This is a genomic window from Pantoea sp. QMID4 (assembly GCF_030270445.1).
Taxonomy (GTDB): Bacteria; Pseudomonadota; Gammaproteobacteria; order Enterobacterales; family Enterobacteriaceae; genus Pantoea; species Pantoea vagans.
Map to the genome: position 1 here is coordinate 471,406 of NZ_BSXL01000002.1, position 17,796 is coordinate 489,201.

General features: G+C 57.3%; 16 protein-coding genes. 6 read left to right on the plus strand and 10 right to left on the minus strand.

Features of this window, described 5'->3' with window-relative positions; translation table 11 throughout:
* Positions 1–89 precede the first annotated feature (89 nt).
* On the plus strand, positions 90–2,687 hold the full coding sequence (gene acnB, locus QSK07_RS06970) for a bifunctional aconitate hydratase 2/2-methylisocitrate dehydratase (protein ID WP_098051472.1): 2,598 nt from the start codon (positions 90–92) through the stop codon (positions 2,685–2,687).
* A gap of 189 nt (positions 2,688–2,876) precedes the next feature.
* Entirely contained in the window at positions 2,877–3,254 is a 378-nt protein-coding gene (gene yacL / locus QSK07_RS06975; protein WP_061061620.1) for a protein YacL, read from the plus strand.
* A 48-nt stretch (positions 3,255–3,302) separates the two neighbouring features.
* Here the strand turns inward: yacL and QSK07_RS06980 are convergent, their stop codons facing one another.
* The 5 genes from QSK07_RS06980 to QSK07_RS07000 form a co-directional block, all read right to left on the minus strand.
* Complete coding sequence (locus QSK07_RS06980) at positions 3,303–3,974, minus strand: SDR family NAD(P)-dependent oxidoreductase (protein ID WP_285721226.1); 672 nt, start codon at positions 3,972–3,974, stop codon at positions 3,303–3,305.
* Positions 3,975–3,982: 8 nt separating this feature from the next.
* Positions 3,983–5,179 carry a sialidase family protein gene (locus tag QSK07_RS06985; protein WP_285721194.1) on the minus strand — a complete coding sequence of 399 codons (1,197 nt, stop codon included), beginning with the start codon at positions 5,177–5,179 and terminating at the stop codon, positions 3,983–3,985.
* A gap of 1 nt (position 5,180) precedes the next feature.
* Positions 5,181–6,590 carry a sodium:solute symporter family protein gene (locus QSK07_RS06990; RefSeq protein WP_275220689.1) on the minus strand — a complete coding sequence of 470 codons (1,410 nt, stop codon included), beginning with the start codon at positions 6,588–6,590 and terminating at the stop codon, positions 5,181–5,183.
* 79 nt (positions 6,591–6,669) lie between these two features.
* Positions 6,670–7,554: a dihydrodipicolinate synthase family protein gene (locus QSK07_RS06995; RefSeq protein WP_275220599.1), complete on the minus strand. Its 885-nt coding sequence runs from the start codon at positions 7,552–7,554 to the stop codon at positions 6,670–6,672.
* 11 nt (positions 7,555–7,565) lie between these two features.
* Positions 7,566–8,714, minus strand: a complete 1,149-nt coding sequence (locus QSK07_RS07000; protein WP_285721195.1) for an iron-containing alcohol dehydrogenase — start codon at positions 8,712–8,714, stop codon at positions 7,566–7,568.
* A 186-nt stretch (positions 8,715–8,900) separates the two neighbouring features.
* Between QSK07_RS07000 and dtnK the strand changes: the two genes are divergently transcribed.
* The 3 genes from dtnK to QSK07_RS07015 are packed head-to-tail and all read left to right on the plus strand — an operon-like array spanning position 8,901 to position 11,904.
* Positions 8,901–10,160, plus strand: coding sequence for a D-threonate kinase (gene dtnK / locus QSK07_RS07005; RefSeq protein ID WP_285721196.1), 1,260 nt, complete (start codon positions 8,901–8,903; stop codon positions 10,158–10,160).
* Positions 10,153–11,133: a D-threonate 4-phosphate dehydrogenase gene (locus QSK07_RS07010; protein WP_285721197.1), complete on the plus strand. Its 981-nt coding sequence runs from the start codon at positions 10,153–10,155 to the stop codon at positions 11,131–11,133. Before dtnK ends, QSK07_RS07010 begins: the two co-directional genes overlap by 8 nt.
* Before the next feature lie 6 nt (positions 11,134–11,139).
* A complete protein-coding gene (locus QSK07_RS07015) occupies positions 11,140–11,904 on the plus strand; it encodes a DeoR/GlpR family DNA-binding transcription regulator (RefSeq protein ID WP_285721198.1) in 765 nt (254 codons plus the stop codon).
* Positions 11,905–12,070: 166 nt separating this feature from the next.
* On the opposite strand, the gene QSK07_RS07020 is transcribed toward QSK07_RS07015, so the two are convergent.
* From QSK07_RS07020 to QSK07_RS07035, 4 genes are all read right to left on the minus strand, one after another.
* The gene (locus QSK07_RS07020; protein WP_275220606.1) at positions 12,071–12,253 is read right to left on the minus strand and encodes a hypothetical protein; all 183 of its coding nucleotides are present in this window, start codon (positions 12,251–12,253) and stop codon (positions 12,071–12,073) included.
* 164 nt (positions 12,254–12,417) lie between these two features.
* The gene (gene speD / locus QSK07_RS07025) at positions 12,418–13,227 is read right to left on the minus strand and encodes an adenosylmethionine decarboxylase (protein ID WP_003854677.1); all 810 of its coding nucleotides are present in this window, start codon (positions 13,225–13,227) and stop codon (positions 12,418–12,420) included.
* A gap of 28 nt (positions 13,228–13,255) precedes the next feature.
* Positions 13,256–14,119 (minus strand): polyamine aminopropyltransferase, encoded by an 864-nt coding sequence (gene speE, locus QSK07_RS07030; protein ID WP_098051464.1) that lies wholly within the window; start codon positions 14,117–14,119, stop codon positions 13,256–13,258.
* Positions 14,120–14,221: 102 nt separating this feature from the next.
* Entirely contained in the window at positions 14,222–14,569 is a 348-nt protein-coding gene (locus QSK07_RS07035) for a YacC family pilotin-like protein (protein ID WP_003854673.1), read from the minus strand.
* Between the two features lie 181 nt (positions 14,570–14,750).
* Between QSK07_RS07035 and cueO the strand changes: the two genes are divergently transcribed.
* Positions 14,751–16,346, plus strand: coding sequence for a multicopper oxidase CueO (cueO, locus tag QSK07_RS07040; RefSeq protein ID WP_285721199.1), 1,596 nt, complete (start codon positions 14,751–14,753; stop codon positions 16,344–16,346).
* On the opposite strand, the gene QSK07_RS07045 is transcribed toward cueO, so the two are convergent.
* Positions 16,347–17,630, minus strand: coding sequence for a cystathionine gamma-synthase family protein (locus QSK07_RS07045; protein WP_285721200.1), 1,284 nt, complete (start codon positions 17,628–17,630; stop codon positions 16,347–16,349).
* Positions 17,631–17,796: the final 166 nt, after the last annotated feature.

Consider the following 17,796-nt stretch of genomic DNA (forward strand, 5'->3'; position numbering starts at 1 on the left):
CCTCAACCTGGACGAGAAAGGGAAGTGTGTTCTCCATAAGTGAGCAAGGTGGTCGGAAAGCCCTACATAATGAGAGCGAGGATAACGTCGTGCTAGAAGAATACCGTAAGCACGTTGCCGAGCGTGCTGCCCAGGGAATTGTACCTAAGCCTTTAGAGGCTTCCCAGATGGCCACGCTGGTTGAACTGCTGAAAAATCCACCTGCGGGTGAAGAAGAATTTCTGACCGATTTATTGGTCAACCGAGTCCCACCTGGCGTCGATGAAGCGGCGTATGTCAAAGCCGGTTTCCTGGCGGCTGTCGCCAAAGGCGAAGCAACCTCTCCTCTGATATCTCCTGAAAAAGCGGTTGAACTGCTCGGCACCATGCAGGGCGGTTACAATATTCATCCGCTGATCGAAGCGCTGGACGATAGCAAACTGGCGCCCATCGCGGCGAAAGCCCTTTCACACACGCTGCTGATGTTCGACAACTTCTATGATGTTGAAGAAAAAGCGAAAGCGGGTAATGAATACGCGAAGCAGGTGATGCAGTCCTGGGCCGATGCGGAGTGGTATCTGTCACGCCCTGAGCTGGCTGAGAAGATCACCGTTACGGTGTTCAAAGTTACTGGCGAAACCAACACGGACGACCTCTCTCCAGCCCCGGATGCCTGGTCACGTCCTGACATCCCTTTGCACGCCCTGGCGATGCTGAAAAATGCCCGTGAAGGTATTGAGCCGGATGAAGCAGGCAACATCGGCCCGATCAAACAGATCGAAACACTCAAGACCAAAGGCTTCCCGCTGGCGTATGTCGGTGACGTTGTCGGCACCGGCTCTTCTCGTAAATCCGCCACCAACTCGGTGCTGTGGTTTATGGGCGACGACATCCCGAACGTGCCGAATAAAAAAGGCGGCGGCGTGGTGCTGGGCAGCAAAATTGCACCCATCTTCTTCAATACCATGGAAGATGCGGGCGCACTGCCGATTGAAGTGGACGTCAATGACCTGAACATGGGCGATGTCATCGACATCTATCCGTTTAAAGGCGAAGTCCGCAACCATGAAACCAACGACCTGCTGGCCAGCTTCGAACTTAAAACCGAAGTGCTGATTGACGAAGTCCGCGCCGGTGGCCGTATTCCGCTGATCATCGGTCGCGGTCTGACCACCAAAGCGCGCGAATCGCTGGGTCTGCCGCATAGCACCGTGTTCCGTCATGCGAAAGATGTCGCGGAAAGTACCCGTGGTTTCTCACTGGCGCAGAAAATGGTTGGCCGTGCCTGTGGCGTCGCCGGTATTCGTCCGGGTGCCTATTGCGAACCGAAGATGACCTCAGTTGGCTCGCAGGATACTACCGGTCCGATGACCCGTGATGAGCTGAAAGATCTGGCCTGCCTGGGCTTCTCGACCGATCTGGTGATGCAGTCCTTCTGTCACACCGCCGCGTATCCTAAGCCGGTGGATGTGAGCACGCACCATACGCTGCCTGACTTCATCATGAACCGTGGCGGTGTCTCACTGCGTCCGGGCGACGGCATTATCCACAGCTGGCTGAACCGTATGCTGCTGCCGGATACCGTGGGCACCGGTGGTGACTCCCATACCCGTTTCCCTATCGGCATCTCTTTCCCGGCGGGCTCAGGCCTGGTGGCATTTGCTGCGGCGACGGGCGTCATGCCGCTCGATATGCCGGAATCAGTGCTGGTGCGCTTCAAAGGTAAGATGGAGCCGGGCATTACCCTGCGCGATCTGGTTCACGCCATTCCGCTGTATGCCATCAAACAGGGTCTGCTGACCGTCGAGAAGAAAGGGAAGAAAAACATCTTCTCAGGCCGCATCCTGGAGATTGAAGGTCTGCCGGATCTGAAAGTCGAGCAGGCGTTTGAGCTGTCCGATGCGTCAGCCGAGCGTTCCGCTGCGGGCTGTACCATCAAGCTGGATAAAGCGCCGATTATCGAATACCTGAACTCCAACATCGTACTGCTGAAGTGGATGATCGCAGAAGGCTACGGCGATCGTCGTACGCTGGAGCGTCGCGTTGAAAGCATGGAGAAATGGCTGGCCGATCCTCAACTGCTGGAGCCGGACGCCGATGCTGAATATGCTGCTGTGATCGAAATCGATCTGGCTGACATCAAAGAGCCGATCCTCTGTGCGCCAAACGATCCGGACGATGCCCGTCTGCTCTCCGACGTTCAGGGCGAGAAGATCGACGAAGTGTTCATCGGCTCTTGCATGACCAACATTGGTCACTTCCGTGCTGCTGGTAAACTGCTGGATAGCCACAAAGGCCAGCTGCCAACCCGTCTGTGGGTGGCTCCGCCAACCAAGATGGATGCGGCACAGCTGACCGAAGAGGGCTACTACAGCGTATTTGGTAAAAGCGGTGCGCGTATTGAGATCCCGGGCTGTTCACTCTGTATGGGTAACCAGGCACGTGTGGCTGATGGTTCGACGGTGGTCTCCACTTCGACCCGTAACTTCCCGAACCGCCTGGGTACCGGCGCTAACGTCTACCTGGCATCTGCAGAGCTGGCGGCAGTGGCTTCACTGTTAGGCCGTCTGCCAACGCCGGATGAGTATCAGCAATTTATGGCGCAGGTCGATAAAACGGCCAGCGACACCTATCGCTATCTCAACTTCGACCAGCTGGCGCAGTACACCGATAAAGCTGACGGCGTGATTTTCCAGACTGCGGTCTGATTCTTCACTTGCCAGTCATGACTAAGGGGCGATGATTCGCCCCTTTTTTACGTCTGTGCATTGAGGGCGGTTTGATCAAAAGCTGGATTTCGCCAGACAGCCTGTAATAATGCGTGACGTGTCACACTATGCCGCGCAGGCAGCGCTGACACGCATTTAGTGACGCGATGACGTTAAAAGGAACGGGCGATGGAATATGAATTTTTACGCGATGTGACCGGACAGATTAAGGTTCGTATGTCGATGGATCATGAAGCGGTCGGCCACTGGTTCAACGAAGAGGTGAAAAACGATCCAGGATTGCTGGATGAAGTGGAAGCCGCAATCGAAGACGTCAAAGGCAGCGTGCGTCAGTGGCAGCGCATTGGCAGCGAGTACACCATCCTGCTGGATGAGGAAGAGGTGATGATTCGCGCCAATCTGCTGGCACTGGAAGATGACGGGATGGAAGAGGGGATGAACTATTACGACGAAGAGAGCCTCTCCTTCTGCGGCATTGAAGATTTTCTGCTGGTGATCGCCGCCTATCGCCAGTTTGTGAACCAGTACGGTAAACCCGTTCGGTAATTCTTACGCTGATACAGGCCGGGCCACCCGACTCACCCGGCCTGTTCATTAACTCAGCGACGCACCGCCGCACATCACCAGCTGCTGACCGGTGATCGCCGCGGCCGCAGGCGAAAGCAGGAAATTGACCAGCCCGGCCACTTCCTGCGGCTGAATATAGCGCCCGATTGGCGGCAAGCGCGGTGGGGAACTGGCCCGGTCCGGCTGTTTCAGCATCGGCGTTTCGGTAGCACCGGGCGCCACGATATTGGCTGTAATGCCGCGCGGTGCCAGCTCTGCCGCCCAGCTGCGCACCATGCCGATCATCGCCGATTTGGTGGCCACATACTGACTGCGGCCCGACGCGCCGCCTGACGTGCGACTGCCCAGCAGCACGATTCTGCCGCCCGCGCTCATCCGGGGCGCAAAATGATTGGCCAGCTGTTCTGCAGCGGCAACATGCAGTTGCCACAGGCGTGTGCTGATGTTCAGATCCAGCTCCCCGAGCGGCGCGGCCTGCATCATTCCCGCTGCATGGATCACCGCCTGCGGCACCGGCAGTTTGTCCAGTAAAGCCTGCAATGCCGCACTGTCGCTGATATCGATCTGATGGCTCTGCCAGCCCGTGTCTGCCCGGTTTATCGCCGAGCGGCTCAGGCCGGTAACCTGCCAGCCCTCATCCAGCAGGTGCGCCACAATCGCCTGGCCGATGCCGGAACTGGCTCCGGTCACCAGCGCCATCTTTTCAATCACGCATCACCTCCCTGCACCCAGGACTCCCCGACCCGCACATACTTGATCGCCTGGCGATACCAGGTGTAGGCGATATGCAGTTCGCCGTTCACGCCCTGTTTGATGCTGGGATAAGAGAACTCACGGTTTAACTTCTGCTGAGAGTTATTGGTCATGCAGTAGCCGTCGCCCTCGTCCAGATTGCGCTGCAGCGGCCAGCTTTTGCCGCCATCCGTTGAGATAGCCAGCGTCATTGGCGCTCGTGGCGCACCCCAGAAGGCGGTGCACCCGCTATGCACCACCGGCTCGGCGGCAACCGCAACGTCACCGTCTTCTTCATCATCTTCAATTTCGTCATACAGTGACAACCGGCGCTCGCTGGCCCCTTCGGCGCTCATGGCGTTGAACACCAGCGCCAGATGACCGTTACGCAGCGTCGTGACCTGAATGGACGAGTTATTGTTGGGCAGCGACAGCGGTTCAGGCGCACTCCAGCTTTCACCCTGATCAAACGAGCGGCTCTGGTAGATATGGTCGGCCCAGCGGCTGCGGTAGAGCGCCAGCAGCGAGCCATCATCCAGCAGGGTCACGTTCATATGAACGCAGCCGGTGCTGTCAGGTACGCTGACGTCGCGCCAGCTCTGGCCTTTATCTTCTGAGATTTTTACCGCGCTGACGTCATAGCTACCGACCCACTTTTCGCCGGGCTGCGTCAGGCAGTAAAACACCGGCAGTAACCAGTTGCCGTTGGACAGCACGACAATCGGCTGACGAATAAAGGTGCCGGGCTTATCCAGCAGGGTTTTGATTTCGCCCCAGCGCTTGCCGAAATCGTGAGACTGGCGATAGCGCACAATCGCGGTATCCTGATTGCCCGATTTCTGCGCCGTCCAGAGCAGCCACAGTACCTGATCGGGATCGAGAAACAGCACCGGGTTCTGTTCTGAGCGACCCGGATCGTCAGAGAGCTTCTGCGCGTCACTCCAGCGATTGCTGCCTTTTGGCAGCCGGGAACACCAGACTGAGATATCGGCGATCCCTTCCTGTGTCCCGCCAAACCAGACGCAAAGCAGATCCCCATCGGGCAATGGCAGCAGGTTAGCCGCATGGTTCTGTGGGCAGGAGGAGGGCAGCATCGCAACCTGCTGCGCGCTATCCTGCGGGTGCGGCGCAACCAGGCCGGTGCGTTCTGCGGTGATGGTATCCTGAGTCATATTAGGCTCCACTATTTTGTGCATTGTGTTGCGGCTGGGACTGGCGTGACGGGATACAACGGTCAATCACCATAATAATGGCCGGCGTAATCAGCGCCACATACATATTGTCGATACCGAACGGGTTACCCATCAGGAACCAGACGGACGTGACCACGCAGGCACCAATCAGACCGGCGTTGGCACCGCGCGTGCTCTTAAACCACGGCAGATAGAATGCCATGATCGCCACCACGGTGATCGACAGGCGAATCGCGCGGGTAAAGAACGAGAGCTTCAGCACTTCCGGGAAGAACAGGACAAACAGCAGCGGGAAGAAGCCGATGCCAATGGAGATCCAGCGCGTCATTTTAAATTCGCGCTCGGGTGTCGGATTACGGTAAGGCACGTAAAAATCTTTGACGACCAGCGAGGCGATGGCCAGCGCAACGGTGCCGACGCTGACGAAAATCGAGGCCACCAGCGAGGTGGTGACAATCCCTGCCAGCCACGGTGACATATCCTGCAGAAACACTGGCAGCGCATAGAGGCTCTTGATATCGGGATGCGCAAACTTCGCCGCTACGCCAATCAGCGCCATTGCAAGACCGATCGGCAGGCAGAAGATGAAGGCGACCCAGGTGGCGCGCTTCGCGGACTTCACATCTTTGGTGGATGAGATCGCCTGGATCACAAACTGCGTACAGAAGATCGATCCCACGGTCCCGATCAGCCAGGCCACAATGGTACTGGCACCGACGTGACCATCCCATGTCCAGTAGAACGCCGGCATTTTCTCGATCATCGGGGCCACGCCGCCGGTCATCTTCAGTGCCACATAGAGAATAATCAGAATCCCGATGTACTTAATGGCGCTGTGCAGCAGCGTAACCCAGGCGACGCCTTTCATGCCGCCAAACGCAAAGTAGAAGGTACTGACCACCGCCGTGATAAAGGCAGCCTGCGTCAGGTCGATCTTCAGCACGGTGGAGATTGCCGCCGCACCGCTGATGTAGTTCCCGACATTCACCAGCAGCAGCGCATAGATCATGATCAACGAGATAATGTTCTTGGTCGAGCTGCCATATTTTTCGGCGATGGCACCGGAGATCGTGATTTTCCCGGTGTTGTAGATGCGTTTGACCAGAATCAGGCCAAACAGCGGGAACCCAATCGCCGCGCCAATCACCGACCAGGAGGCGGCGAAGCCATCCTCAAAGGCTGCCTGCGCCGTGCCGATGGTCGATTTTGCCCCGATATACTCTGACATCAGCATAATGCCGACGATAAAGGCGGGCATGGCGCGGGAGCCTTCCATAAAGTCTCCGCTGGTTTTACTGCGCAGCCGCCAGGTCAGCCAGGTGGTGAACAGGATATAGGCGAGCACCATGCCGACGATCAGTAAGGTGCTCTCAGTTGAAAATGCTTTCATCATGACCTCGATTATTCTGGCAGATGGCGACCATCAGGTTCGTTCTCATCTGACCGATAGGGTACAAAGGCGATGGACGTTATTGCAGGTAGTGGTTCACGATTTGACGGATCTGCTGCTGCTCATCGGCGCTGAACTGCACCGCATAGCGGCTTTCACCCACCTCAAAGCCCTGCAGGCTGACTGCTTTTTTCACGGCGGCTGGAGAGAAACCGATGCTGTACAGCGCGGTGCGCAGACCAGTGACGTTCTCCTGTGCCTGATGCGAACCGGCAATATCGCCGGCACTGAAGCGCGCCCAGATGGCGTTAATCGCCTCCGGTGCCACGTTTGCCAGCCCGGAAATGGAGGCGGAGCAGCCATCGACGAATCCCTGATGAATCAGCGAATCGGGGCCGTTCAGCACATCAAAGCCCTCACAGTCGGCGGTGGCCTGCAGGAATCCGCTCAGACTTTCATAGCTGCCTGCGGAGTCTTTAATGCCGATGATGTTCGGGTGCGCGGCCAGCGTACGAACGGTCTCTGGCTGCAGGGTATTGCCGGTTCGCGCCGGAATGTTGTAGAGGAACAGCGGCACTATCAGCGCGTCCGCTACGCGCTGATAGTGGTCGATCAGTTCCTGCTGTTTCAGCGGCACAAACCATGGCGTGATCGCCGAGACGGCATCCACACCCAGGCGGGCAATCTGTTTGCCGAGCCGGATCGTTTCACGGGTCGAAATCTCTCCGATGTGCGCCACGACGGCTGCGCGGCCGTTGACTTCATCGACGCAGGTGGTGGTGACGGCGATCTTCTCCTGCTCATTCAGCACAAAGAATTCACCGTTGGTGCCGCCACAGAAGATGCCGTTTCCGGCGTTGATCTGGCGTCTGACCTGCTCACGCTGTCTTACCGGATCAAAGCCACCTTCACGGTCAAAGGTGGTGACGATGGCGGTCAGTACGCCGTTGATTTTCTTATTCATGACAATCCTCATTACGCCTGGCAGGAAGGAAACAGCGTCAGGTAGACGGCGCGCACATCGTCGGCGGTGACCGCCATCGGCACGTTTTTCATCAGGCGCTGCACGTCGAGTGCCGCTTCCACTAAATAAGGCAGGTGATCCGGACCGATGCCCAGTGCTTCCAGGCTGGCAGGCAACTTCAGCCGCGCAACCAGCGCGGTGAAGTAGTCGACGAGCGCGTGTGATTTCTCTTCATCGCTTAAACGGACGTCAGCGTCGGGCAGCAGGTCATAGGCCTGAGCGAATTTGCTCACCGCGGCCGGACGGACAACGCGCATGCAGGGGGCCAGCAGAATGGCGTTGGCGACGCCGTGTGGCAGGTGATATTTGCCGCCAAGCGGATAGGACATCGCATGCACCAGATGCGTCCCGGCATGGGCTATCGATGCGCCGCCATAATAAGAGGCCCAGAGCATCTCCAGCCGCGCCTGCAGATTCTCCGGCTCGCGCAGCGTCGTTTCGATATTCGCGAACAGCTTCTTCATCCCAATCAGCGCATAGTTGTCACTGACCGGATTGGCCACGTTGGCGGTGAAGCACTCGATCAGGTGACACAGAGCATCAATGCCGGTAGACGAGGCGATGTGCGGTGGCATGCTGGTGGTGAGTTCCGGCGCCAGTGCCACCACATCGGGCAGCATCACGGGTGAAATAATACCGACTTTGGTCTCTTTCTCCGGGATCGCCAGAATCGCATTCGGGGTCGCTTCAGAACCGGTACCGGCAGTGGTCGGGATGAGCATTGAACGGGTGCGTCGCTGCGGTTTTTCGCCTGCCAGCAGGGCGTCCAGCGACGGTGCCCCGTCGAGGCACAGCACCGAGAGCAGCTTCGCCACATCCAGCACGCTGCCACCGCCGATGCCAATCACCATGTCGGCCTGGCGCTGCGAGAGCGTTTCTATAATCGCGGCCACATCATGCTGGCTCGGCTCAGGCGGAACGCTGTTGACCACGCTGATACGCGGAATCTGATCCCGGAGTTGCCCCATCAGCGCCTGTACCGCCGGAATTGCTTCAATATTCCGGTCAGTCACCACTACCGCTGTCGTTACCCCATTCAGCAGATAGCGCATGTCGTTTAACGCCTGATAACCGCTAATCACCGTGCTGTTAATGTTCATTTCATACCTTTTTTCTGTCATGACTGAGCAGATGATTAATTTTGCTCAGCGCAATGCGATGTCAGTCACTCTCTGTGGCTAATTTTATAAGGCATATCGATTTCAATTAATTTGAACTTGCTCACATATAATCAATTATGATTGAATATAATCAAATGCAGCGGCAATAGCCTGACAGGAGTGAGGATGGGCTCATCAGTATGGAAAACCCCGGTGCTGGTCATCGCCGATGACTTTACCGGTGCCAACGATGCAGGTAGTGGACTGGCACAGGCTGGCGCCCGTGTACATGTGCTGTTCGGCACCGCCGCGCCGCAGCCCGATGAGGCGGCAGATGTGCTGGTAATCAGCACCGACAGCCGGGCTGTCAGTGCCACTCAGGCGGCAGAGCGTGTCACGCAGGTGGTACAGCATTACGCAGCACAGCTTCAGCAGGGCTGGCTGTTTAAAAAGATCGACTCCACGCTGCGTGGCAATGTCGGTGCTGAAACGGCGGCGGCACTGCGCGCCAGCAGCAAAAGGCTGGCGCTGGTGGCACCGGCCGTGCCGCGACTGGGCCGCACCACACGTGAGGGCAGGGTGTGGGTCAATCAGCGGTTACTGACGGATACCGAATTTGCCAGCGATCCCAAAACCCCGATCCTCAGCGCCTGCATTCTCGATCAGATGCAGATCGACGGCATGGTGATCGATCTCGCCACGCTGCGCAGCGATCGACTGAATGCGGTATTGGTGGCGGCGCAGGGCATCGTAGTCGTGGATGCCGAAACGGAGGCCGACCTGGCGCGACTGATCGCCGCTGCGGCGCGGCTGGCAGAGAAGCCTCTGCTGGTCGGGGCCGCCGGATTAAGCGATGCGCTGGGCGCTGGGCTCTCTGTTCGCCCGTTGCGGCCCGTGCTGGCAGTAGTGGGATCGATGAGCCGTCAGGCAGAGCAGCAGATCACCACGCTGCTTAACCAGCGCGCCGTTGAGATAGTAGATGTCGGGATCCGTCAGCTGTTTCAGCAGCCCGCCTGGCCCGACCGGGAGTGCTGGATTGAACAGGCGGTTGCCGCACTGCGCGCTGGTCGCCATACGGTGATCCGCACCTGCCAGCATGAATCCCAGCGACATGAGATAGAGGATCTCTGCCAGCTGCACCGCGTGACGCGCCAGCAACTGGGCGAGGCAATCTGTCAGCTGCTGGGTGAAATGACCCTGAGTCTGTGCCAGGCACAGCTGCCGCACGCGCTCTATCTGTCGGGCGGCGACGTGGCGATTGCCGTCGCTCAGGCACTGGGGGCCAGCGGCTTTAAAATTCAGGGTCTGGTGGCGGGCTGTGTGCCGCACGGGGTCCTGCTTAACAGTGAATTTACTCTGCCGGTGATGACCAAAGCGGGTGGCTTTGGTGATGAAAACACCCTGGTAGCAGCCATTGGTTTTATTGAGGAGAAGTCGAGTGAGTAAAATTATTGCGATCACCATGGGCGATCCGGCGGGCATCAGCCCGGAAATCATCATCAAAGCGCTCTCTGAAGGTGAGCTGAATGGCATCCCTGCTGTGGTGATTGGCTGTGCCAGTACGCTGCGCCGCATTATGGCGATGAACATCACACCCCAGGCCGAGCTGCGGGTGCTGGACCGGGTAGCCGATGCGCGCTTTGCGCCTGGCATTATCAATGTGATCGATGAGCCGCTGACCGATCCCGACACGCTGAAACCTGGCGTGGTACAGAAAGAGGCCGGGGATCTGGCGTGGCGCTGCGTGAAGCGTGCCACCGAACTGGCGCTGGCCGGTGACGTGCATGCCATTGCTACCGCGCCGCTGAACAAAGAAGCAATGCATGCGGCGGGCCATCTCTATCCGGGGCACACCGAACTGCTGGCGCACCTTACCAACACCAAAGATTACGCCATGGTGCTCTACACCGATAAGCTCAAGGTGATTCATGTCACAACCCATATTGCGCTGCGTAAGTTCCTCGACACGCTCAACCAGACGCGCATCAAAACGGTGATTGGTATGGCCGATACTTTCCTGCGTCGTGTCGGCTACAGCGCACCACGTATCGCCGTCGCGGGTGTCAATCCGCACGCCGGTGAGAACGGGCTGTTTGGCGATGAGGAGATGACCACCGTTGCCCCCGCGATTGAGGCGATGAAAGCACAGGGGATTGATGTCGCCGGGCCTTGCCCGCCGGACACGGTGTTCCTGCAGTGCCAGGATGGACGCTATGACATGGTGGTGGCGATGTACCACGACCAGGGGCATATCCCGCTTAAACTGCTGGGCTTCTATGATGGCGTGAATATTACCGCAGGCCTGCCGTTTATCCGCACCTCTGCTGACCACGGCACGGCATTTGATATCGCCTGGACAGGTAAAGCGAAGTCTGACAGCATGGCGATCTCGATTAAACTCGCGATGCAGCTCGCATAGGGAAATATGAAGGGACAGAGCCGTCTTGACCAGATTATGGATTACCTGAAAAGCCATAATCTGGTGACTGTTGAGCAACTGGTCAGTGCGATTTCCGCCTCACCCGCCACGATTCGACGTGATTTAATTAAGCTGGATAAAGAGGGCGTGATCAGCCGCAGTCATGGCGGCGTCACTCTGAATCGTTTTATTCCTGCCCAGCCGACCACGCTGGAGAAAATGCAGCGGAACCTGGCCGAGAAGCAGGCGATCGCCGAGTGCGCCGCCAGCTTTGTCCGGGCAGGCGATGCGGTGGTGCTGGATGCAGGAACCACCATGCTGGAGCTGGCGCGACAGCTCACGCATCTGCCGCTGCGGGTGATTACGGCCGACCTGCACATTGCGCTGTTTCTGTCTGAGTTTAAGCAGATCGAAGTGACGATCATTGGCGGCCGGATCGACGACTCCAGTCAGTCCTGTGTGGGTGAACATGGACGGCGGTTGCTGCGCAGCATCAATCCCGATATCGCGTTTGTCAGCTGTAACTCCTGGAGCCTCGAGCGCGGCATTACCACGCCGACTGAAGAGAAAGCGGGGCTGAAACATGACCTGCTGGCCAATGCGGCGCGCCGGGTCCTGCTGGCGGACAGCAGTAAATATGGCTCATGGTCGCTGTTCTGCGCCTCGCCGGTGGGTGACCTGACCGATGTAGTGACCGACAGCCGGTTAGATGAGGATGTCTGCCGCACGCTGCGCGAGCACGGTATTACGCTGGCGCTGACCTCTGCCTGAACTGAACGCGCCGTGCTTCTCTGACCTTATCGTAAAGCAGGGCGAGAGCAGCACCGCGCGTTTATCTTTTGCCATTGCCATTAACGCGCACAGGCGTCATGCTCTTCGCACGTCATTGCCGGTGCGTCTACCGTAACCCGCTCAAACCGCAGATTCGTTACGCCCGCTATTTCGCCAGCTCCAGCGTCATCTCACTTTTCAGAAACAGCGCACTGGTCAGAAAGCGGCCAGCCGGGATCAGCACCGTGTCGCCGGCTGATGCGCTATCAATCGCTCGCTGTATCGCCTGAGTGGAAAGTGAGGTGGCGTGCGGAACGGCAGCGAAATCATTAATGTTAATTCTTGCCATTTTTTTGCCTGTAGGGGTTGAGAAATAAGCGTTCAGCGCTGAAATCTGACAGGCAAATTATTGCTGGCGATCAGGGAATTACGGCGGTTGCCGTGATGAAAAGTCGAAGGGATAAGCGGGAAGAGACGCGCAGGTTATGGGGTGTCACGCTGCGCGTCGGATCATCAGAGGGTCTTCAGGCCCACTGAAGGGATATTTCTGCCGTAATAGATCTCACGCATCTCTTTCCACAGCAGGTCAGTAATACGCTTGTGCTCCTGCGGGCTGAGATCTTCCGGGCGGGTGTTAAACAGGTAGTGTTTCAGGTCAAATTCTTTCAGCAGCATCTTGGTATGGAAGATGTTCTCCTGATAGACATTCACATCCACCATGTCATACATCGCTTTCATATCGTCAGACATGAAGTTCTGAATCGAATTGATCTCGTGATCGATAAAGTGCTTCATCCCTTTTACGTCACGGGTAAAACCGCGCACCCGGTAATCGACGGTAACGATGTCTGACTCCAGCTGGTGGATCAGGTAGTTAAGCGCCTTGAGCGGTGAGATCACGCCGCAGGTTGAAACTTCAATGTCCGCACGGAAGGTGCAGAGCCCGCCTTCAGGATGGCTTTCCGGATAGGTGTGCACGCAGATATGGCTTTTATCCAGATGTGCCACCACCGAATTGGGCAGCGGGCCAGGATGCTCGGAGTTATCGATATCTTTGGGATCGATCGGCTCTTCGCTGACCAGAATCGTAACGCTGGCCCCCTGCGGTTCATAATCCTGGCGCGCAATATTAAGTACGTTAGCCCCGATAATGGAGCAGGTCTCGGTCAGGATTTCCGTCAGACGGTTGGCGTTATATTGTTCATCAATGTAGGCGATATAACCATCGCGTTCAGCTTCAGTATTCGCATAGCAGATATCGTAAATACAAAAACTCAGGCTTTTCGTCAGGTTGTTGAAGCCATGCAGTTTTAGCTTTTGCAATTTTGTTCACCCCCTTAAAAATGCCCTGTCAGCACGCGGCCGATAGCGCATTTAACAGATATTGCGGCAGGGCAAAGCTGCCGGTATGGATCGCTGGTGTGTAGTAACGGCAGGTCAGGCCAGCGTCCCCGAAACGCGCCTGCAGGGTGGCGGTATCGAGCTGGCGCAGCGCCGGATTATCACTCGCCCAGGCAAAGGTCATGATGCCGCCGTAATAGGTCGGAATCGCCGCCTGATAGAAACTGACATCCGAAAAGTAATGGCCCAGCTTGCGATGGCTGTTTACGGCCTCATCCTGCTGCAGGAAGCAGACGCCATTCTGCGCCACGAAGATGCCATTTTCATTAAGGGCCGCTTTGCAGCCGGCATAAAATTCGGAGGTAAACAGACTCTCGCCCGGACCAATCGGATCGGTGCAGTCTGAGATGATGACATCGAACTTTTCCTGCGTCTGATTAACGAAGTTAACCCCGTCGTCGATCACCAGCGTAAAGCGCGGATCGTCATAGGCGCCTGCGCTGTGGTTCGGCAGATACTGGCGACAAAAGGTCACCACGCCTGCATCGATTTCCACCATGGTAATCTTTTCGATGTCCGGATGACGTGACACTTCACGCAGCATGGCGCCGTCACCACCGCCGATGATCAGGACGCTCTTCGCCGCGCCGTGCGCCAGCAGCGGAACGTGGGTCATCATTTCATGATAGATAAATTCGTCGCGTTCGGTGGTCTGCACCACGCCGTCCAGCGCCATTACGCGGCCCATCGCGGCATTTTCGAAAATGATTAAATCCTGATGCGCAGTCTTTTCACGGTACAGCTCTTTATCTACCGTGAAATACTGGCCAAAACCGGCATGAAGGGTTTCATACCACGTTTCATTATGGGCCATGGTGCTCTCCTCTGATGACATCGCCATGAAGATGGGCGGCACATGATAGCTAACACTGACCGTGGTTGCACGGTCAATGTACGGCAGCAGAGGGCAGAGTAATTACCTGACGTAGGCCAGCAGGCTCAGTGAGTCGCGGGCCAGTGACTTGCACTTTTTGTCGTTGGTGATGGCGATGCCGCTGAGATCGCGATAGCTATCTTCACCCAGCGCTTTCATGTTGTAGTTGCTGTAGTTGCTTAAATCCCAGCGGTTCTGCTGAGCAAAAAAGACCAGCGCTTTGCGAATCTGTGCGTCCGGTAAATCCTGATAACCACAATCATTTTTCAGATAGACGAAAACCGCCGTGAGATCGGCCAGATCTTCCGCTTCGGATTCGCTCAGGGCAAAACTGGTGGAGGAGAAGCCAAGGAGTCCCGTCAGCAGCAGGATCCTGATACTTTGCTTCATAGTCGTTCTCTTCAATGGATATTGCTCATGACGTTAGCACAGTTATTCTCAGGTTTTCGATTAATTTGGCGCTGTAAGCTGCTGCACCGCCTTTTTTCATCAGATTCTCACGGCTAACACTTGACCTTCCCATAAGGTCAGGGTTTAGGCTGTGCGCTCTGATGCCACAAGGATGATCACCATGCAACGTCGTCACTTCCTGAAACTTACCGCCGCACTGAGTGCAGCCGGAGCCTTGCCGCTCTGGAGCCGTTCGCTGATGGCAGCCACCCGTCCGCTGCTGCCGATTCCGTCACTGCTGGAAGCGGATGCCAGGGGCAGCTATAGCCTTACCGCGATGCAGGGCACCACGCAGTGGAACGGCAAAGCGGTGCCGACCTGGGGCTACAACGGCAGCCTGCTGGGACCGGTACTGAAGTTGCAGAGCGGCAAACCGGTGACGGTGAACATCCATAACCGGCTCAGCGAAGCGACTACCCTGCACTGGCACGGGCTGGAAATCCCCGGCGCGGTAGATGGCGGTCCGCAGGCAGTGATTGCGCCTGGTGCTTCGCGTCAGGTCTCTTTTACCCCTGACCAGCCCGCCGCAACCTGCTGGTATCATCCGCATCTGCATGGCAAAACCGGGCATCAGGTCGCACAGGGACTCGCAGGACTGATTCTGCTGGAAGATAAGGAGAGCGGCACGCTGCGCCTGCCCACGCAGTGGGGCGTGGATGATGTGCCACTGATTTTCCAGGATAAGCAACTGACCAAAGATGGCAGCCGCATCGATTATCAGCTCGACGTGATGCGCGCGGCCGTGGGCTGGTTTGGCGACATGATGCTGACCAACGGCGTACAGTATCCGCAGCATGCGGTGCCGCGCGGCTGGCTGCGGCTGCGTCTGCTGAACGGCTGTAATGCCCGTTCGCTGCAGGTTGCCGCCAGTGATAAACGTCCTCTTTATGTAATCGCCAGCGATGGTGGCCTGCTGGCTGAGCCGGTGAAGCTCGACACACTGCCGATCCTGCCGGGCGAGCGTTTTGAAGTGATGATCGAGACCTCTGACGGTAAAGCGTTTGATCTGGTGACGCTGCCGACCAAACAGATGGGCATGACGCTGCCGCCGTTTGACCAGCCGCTGCCGCTGGTACAGATCCTGCCGCTGCGGGTGATGGCCAGCGCCACGCTGTCGGATAAGCTGGCGACGCTGCCTGCGCTACCGTCCACCGACGGGCTGCCGACTCGCTGGCTGCAACTGATGATGGACCCGCAGCTGGATCAGCAGGGGATGCAGGCGTTAATGCAGCGCTACGGTGAGAAAGCGATGGGCAAGGGCGGTCATCATTCGATGCCGCAGACGCCGCAGAAAACGGCGGCAGAGCCGATGGAAAACATGGAAGGGATGGATCACAGCATGCACGGCATGGCGAAGCCCGCCGTTTACGATTTCCGCAACGGCAATAAGATTAACGGCCAGGCTTTTGATATGACGAAGCCGTCATTTGCGGTGAAGCTGGGTGATTATGAGAAGTGGACAATTTCAGGGGAAGGTGACGCCATGCTGCATCCGTTTCATATTCACGGCACCCAGTTCCGCATTCTCTCCGAGAACGGCAAACCGCCCGCCCCGCATCGGCAGGGCTGGAAAGATATGGTGAATGTCGACGGCTGGCGCAGTGAAGTGCTGGTGCGCTTCAACTATGTCGCCGCCGCTGAACACGCTTATATGGCCCACTGTCATCTGCTGGAGCATGAAGATACCGGCATGATGCTGGGCTTTACCGTGAGCTGATTACGCCTGATCCAGCGCCAGCCTGATGTCTTCAATCAGGTCACCGGCGTTCTCAATGCCAATCGACAGCCGCACCGTGGCGTCAGTGATACCAATACGCTGACGCACCGCCTGCGGCACGCCGGAGTGGGTGGTGCTGCCAGGATGGCTGGCCAGCGACTCGGTTCCGCCCAGGCTCACCGCCTGCTTAAACAGCGACAGCGCATTGAGAAAACGGAACGCAGCGGGCTGATCGCCGACGATATCAAACGAGAAGGTCGAGCCTGCACCGCTGCACTGCTCGCGATACGTTTTCCCTTCGGCGCTCTCTGCATCCAGATAGGGCAGCCAGTGCAGCTTCGCCACTTTCGGTTGATCACGCAGAAACGCCGCGACCGCTTCGGCATTGTGAAAGGCTTTCTCCATCCGCAACGATAATGTTTCCAGCGAGCGGCTGAGCATCCAGCTTGAGTGCGGGTCCAGCTGCGTGCCGATGGCGCTGCGCAGGGCGCGGACTTTCGCCATCAGCGCTTTGCTGCCCATCGCCGCGCCCGCAATCAGGTCAGAGTGACCGCCCACATATTTGGTTAGCGAGTAGAGCGACAGATCCGCGCCCAGCGTCAGCGGCTGCTGGAACAGCGGGCCGAGCAGGGTATTATCACAGGCGATAATCGGTCGTGAACCCTGCTGCTGATCAATCTCATCGGCGATGCGCGCCATCAGACGGATATTGACCAGGCTGTTAGTGGGATTTGCGGGTGTTTCAATCAGGATGACCGCCACCCGGCCCTGGACCATCGCCTGTTGAGCGGCCTCACGCACTTTGACCGCATCATTCCCATCGCTGAAACCAACCGCTTTAATATCCAGATTGTGCAGCGTTTTGCTGAGCAGCGTTTCGGTGCCGCCATACAGGGGCTGGGAGTGCAGGATCACCTCGCCCGGGCGGGCAAACGTCAGCAGTGCCGTGGAGATGGCGGCCATGCCAGAAGAGAAGAGCGAACAGCTCTCCGCCTGCTCATAAACCGCCAGCCGGTCTTCAACAATTTCACTGTTAGGATGGTTAAAGCGGGAATAGACCAGCCCGCCTGATTTACCTTCCGGCGGCTCACGACGACCAGAGACGTAATCAAAGAAGTCCCGTCCCTCTTCGGCGCTGTTAAAAACAAAGGTTGAAGTCAGAAACACCGGCGGCTTCACCGCACCTTCAGAGAGGCGGGGATCATAGCCATAGTTCAGCATCTGGGTTTCGGGGTGCAGCGGCCTGTCGCCAATATGCGTCTTTTTACTTGATGATGAAGTCATTGTGATCTCCGGCCAGCGGCACGAGTAGGGTAACGATATGTTGGATAAAGGCTAGCACGCAGCGAATCATGCTGGTAAATGCCAGAATGTTCTAAGGTAATGCGCATTTCAGCCAGCCGCTGGCAGCAGGTAATAATTTTCACGACGTAATCGTTTGCTCAGCTGC

Bases quoted from the DNA above. Each gene is read 5' to 3' on its own strand.
- QSK07_RS07015 (WP_285721198.1), top strand. From the start codon at position 11,140: ATGAAGGGACAGAGCCGTCTTGACCAGATTATGGATTACCTGAAAAGC.
- QSK07_RS07000 (WP_285721195.1), bottom strand. From the start codon at position 8,714: ATGAACATTAACAGCACGGTGATTAGCGGTTATCAGGCGTTAAACGAC.
- cueO (WP_285721199.1), top strand. From the start codon at position 14,751: ATGCAACGTCGTCACTTCCTGAAACTTACCGCCGCACTGAGTGCAGCC.
- dtnK (WP_285721196.1), top strand. From the start codon at position 8,901: ATGGGCTCATCAGTATGGAAAACCCCGGTGCTGGTCATCGCCGATGAC.
- QSK07_RS06990 (WP_275220689.1), bottom strand. From the start codon at position 6,590: ATGAAAGCATTTTCAACTGAGAGCACCTTACTGATCGTCGGCATGGTG.
- QSK07_RS06995 (WP_275220599.1), bottom strand. From the start codon at position 7,554: ATGAATAAGAAAATCAACGGCGTACTGACCGCCATCGTCACCACCTTT.
- speE (WP_098051464.1), bottom strand. From the start codon at position 14,119: ATGGCCCATAATGAAACGTGGTATGAAACCCTTCATGCCGGTTTTGGC.
- yacL (WP_061061620.1), top strand. From the start codon at position 2,877: ATGGAATATGAATTTTTACGCGATGTGACCGGACAGATTAAGGTTCGT.
- QSK07_RS07035 (WP_003854673.1), bottom strand. From the start codon at position 14,569: ATGAAGCAAAGTATCAGGATCCTGCTGCTGACGGGACTCCTTGGCTTC.
- QSK07_RS07045 (WP_285721200.1), bottom strand. From the start codon at position 17,630: ATGACTTCATCATCAAGTAAAAAGACGCATATTGGCGACAGGCCGCTG.
- QSK07_RS07020 (WP_275220606.1), bottom strand. From the start codon at position 12,253: ATGGCAAGAATTAACATTAATGATTTCGCTGCCGTTCCGCACGCCACC.
- QSK07_RS06980 (WP_285721226.1), bottom strand. From the start codon at position 3,974: ATGGCGCTGGTGACCGGAGCCAGTTCCGGCATCGGCCAGGCGATTGTG.
- QSK07_RS06985 (WP_285721194.1), bottom strand. From the start codon at position 5,179: ATGACTCAGGATACCATCACCGCAGAACGCACCGGCCTGGTTGCGCCG.